General features: G+C 72.3%; 2 protein-coding genes. Both read left to right on the top strand.

Annotated elements, in window-relative coordinates:
- Positions 1 to 615 precede the first annotated feature (615 nt).
- A complete protein-coding gene (locus IH50_RS0136640; protein WP_030872856.1) occupies positions 616 to 1,452 on the top strand; it encodes an ECF subfamily RNA polymerase sigma factor, BldN family in 837 nt (278 codons plus the stop codon).
- Between the two features lie 250 nt (positions 1,453 to 1,702).
- Positions 1,703 to 2,981 (top strand): DUF5667 domain-containing protein (locus IH50_RS0136635; RefSeq protein WP_234328333.1); only part of this gene is annotated, 1,279 nt, incomplete at its 3' end.

Here is a 2,981-nt window from a genome sequence, read left to right as displayed (position 1 = left end):
CTGGGAGGTACCCCCAGGGCGGCACGGGTGGGCGATGGGGGTCCCCCCGCTCATGGGGGTCCCCCCGCTCGAGCGAAGCCGAGAGTGGGGGAGGAGCCGAGAGTGGGGGAGGCACCCCGTAAACGCCGGGCCGCGCGACAAACCCCGCCCAGCCACAGCACCGGGCACCCCACCGCACAGGCGGAAGCAACGGCACCCGGCAAACACCGAGCCGCCCCGTCAACCCCGCCGCCGCACCGCGCCCCCGGTCAACCCCCGTCCCCCACCGAACCGACCACCGCGGACCACTTCCGCCACCCCGCCCCCGAACCCGGCCAATCCAACTGCCTTACCCCGCAACCCCCTTGCCCAGTCCTCTTGGCTGCACACGGCCACAACCCGCCCCACACCCACCCGAAACACGAACCATTCCGGTCAACAACCGATCGCCCCACCGCACCGAAACACCCCTCATTCGATTACAAAAACGACGTAATCGATGATTTGAGCAACTCGGTGTAGCAGAGCCTGTACGAAGCGTTATTCTCCTCAGACGCAATCCGGTACCCCCATCCCGCCACAACGGGTGAACGGTCCCGCACTGCACGTGATGGAAGCTCTGCCTCTGGGAGTCCCGTGTACCCACACGTCGGGGTTGACGCCTCGGGCCTGGCTACGCTGCGCGCGACAGTCGCGACAGCCCGAGACCTGCTGCGCGGCATCGTCCCCGCCGCGCACACGGTCCCCGCATTCGCCACCGCCCCCGCCGGCCCGTGCCACGCCCTCGCCGACGGCAGCGCCACGGTCGGCGGACGGGGGCGCAGCTCCACAACGCCCTCCACCACCGCCAGGGGCGCGGCCCGGGGAGCCGCCGCCAGGACGACCACCGGCACCCCCGCCGCCCGCCGCCCCGCCGCCGACAGCGACAGCGCCCGGATGATGGACCTCGTCGAGCGCGCCCAGGCCGGCGAGGCCGAGGCCTTCGGCCGGCTGTACGACCAGTACAGCGACACCGTCTACCGCTTCATCTACTACCGCGTCGGCGGCAAGGCGACCGCCGAGGACCTCACCAGCGAGACCTTCCTGCGCGCACTGCGCCGCATCGGCACCTTCACCTGGCAGGGCCGCGACTTCGGCGCCTGGCTGGTGACCATCGCCCGCAACCTCGTCGCCGACCACTTCAAGTCCAGCCGCTTCCGCCTCGAGGTCACCACCGGGGAGATGCTCGACGCCAACGAGGTCGAACGCTCCCCCGAGGATTCCGTTCTCGAGTCCCTGTCCAACGCCGCCCTCCTCGATGCCGTACGACGACTCAACCCCCAACAGCAGGAGTGCGTCACGCTCCGATTCCTCCAAGGTCTGTCCGTCGCCGAGACCGCCCGCGTGATGGGCAAGAACGAGGGTGCCATCAAGACCCTCCAGTACCGGGCCGTCCGCACCCTCGCCCGGCTCCTCCCGGACGACGCCCGCTGACCGCACGCACCCGCCGACCGGAACACGTTCCGCGACACCCAACTCACGGTACGTGAAACCCGGTTGGCTTCCTCATTCGGTCATCCCGGGTCCGTAACCCAAGTGCCGTGCCACTCGTTGTGCGGGATACAGGCTCCCTGTGGTCACCCCCTGACCGACTTCGATCACTCGATCGTGTGGCCCTGGTCAGGGCGGGAACCCTCAGGACCCCCTGGGGAGTCGACCGTGATGACGAGAGGAGGTGCCGCCAGTGATCGCGAACGTATCGGCGCACCGGCGGGCGAACGCCTTCGCCCAGGCCCTGGAGGAGCAGTCCGACCGGGGCACGGCGGCCGAGCAGTCCGAAGGATCGGCACCGGCCCCGGCCGCCGCCGTGGAGACCGAGCAGGCACAACTGCTCGCGCTGACCTCCGGCCTCGGCGCGCTGCCCAAGCCGGAGCTGGACCCCGAGGTCAAGGTCGTCCAGCGGGCCCAGCTGGTGGCCGCGTTCGAGGCCATGCTCCAGGAAGGCACCGCTGCGGGCGAGGCAACACATCAGGCCGTACCCGAACCGCGCTCGCGCCGGGCCAGAGGCACCCACCGGGCGACCCCGCTGGGCAAGCTGCGACCACGCTCACGGCTGGCCAAAGGGCTCACCGCGGGCGGACTCACCGTCGGCGTCGCCGCCGGCGCCCTCGGCGGAATCGCCGTCGCCAGCTCCGACGCCCTGCCCGGTGACTCCCTCTACGGAGTCAAGCGCGGCATCGAGGACGTCAAGCTCGGCCTGGCCGACGGAAACGACGAGCGTGGCCGGGTCTACCTCGACCACGCCTCCACCCGCCTCGGCGAAGCCCGCCGGCTGATGGAGCGCGACCGCGGCGGCCCCCTCGACCACGAGTCCCTCGGCGAGATCCGCCGCGCCCTGTCCGGCATGCGGCACGACGCCGCCGAGGGCCACCGGCTGCTGCGCGAGGCCTACGAGCGCGACCCGGACTCCCTGGGCCCCATGCAGGCGCTCTCCTCCTTCTCCCGGACGCACCGCCAGAGCTGGGGCACCCTGCGCGACCGGCTGCCCGTGCAGCTGGGGGACGTGAGTGAGCAGGTCTCGTCGGTGCTCGACGCCATAGAGGAAGACGTCGCCCCGCTGCGGTCGCTGCTCCCCCAGCCCCCGGCCGACGAGGACGGCGACGACACGGAGCGGCGCGGCTCCGAGCCGGCACCCGGTACCCCGTCGTCCGGCACGGACTCCTCGGGGTCCCCCGACACGGACGACGGCACCCCCGGCGAGAGCGGCACCGGCAGCGCCGGGAGCACCGGCCCCTCCGGTTCCGCCGACACCGGCCGCGAGAGCGACGGCCTGCTCGGCGGCAACACCGGCGGCCTGCTCGACCCGCCCGAGGAGAGCGACGCCGTCTCCACCCCACCACCGGCGGAAGACCGCTTCACCCCACCCCCCGCCCCCACCCGCCTCGGCGAAGCCCGCCGGCTGATGGAGCGCGACCGCGGCGCCCCCCTCGACCACGAGTCCCTCGGCGAGATCCGCCGCGCCC

It is taken from the genome of Streptomyces sp. NRRL S-37 (genome assembly GCF_000721605.1).
Taxonomy (GTDB): domain Bacteria; phylum Actinomycetota; class Actinomycetes; order Streptomycetales; family Streptomycetaceae; genus Streptomyces.
Note: the sequence above shows the minus strand (reverse complement) of the source record. Positions and strands in the feature narration are given on the sequence as shown.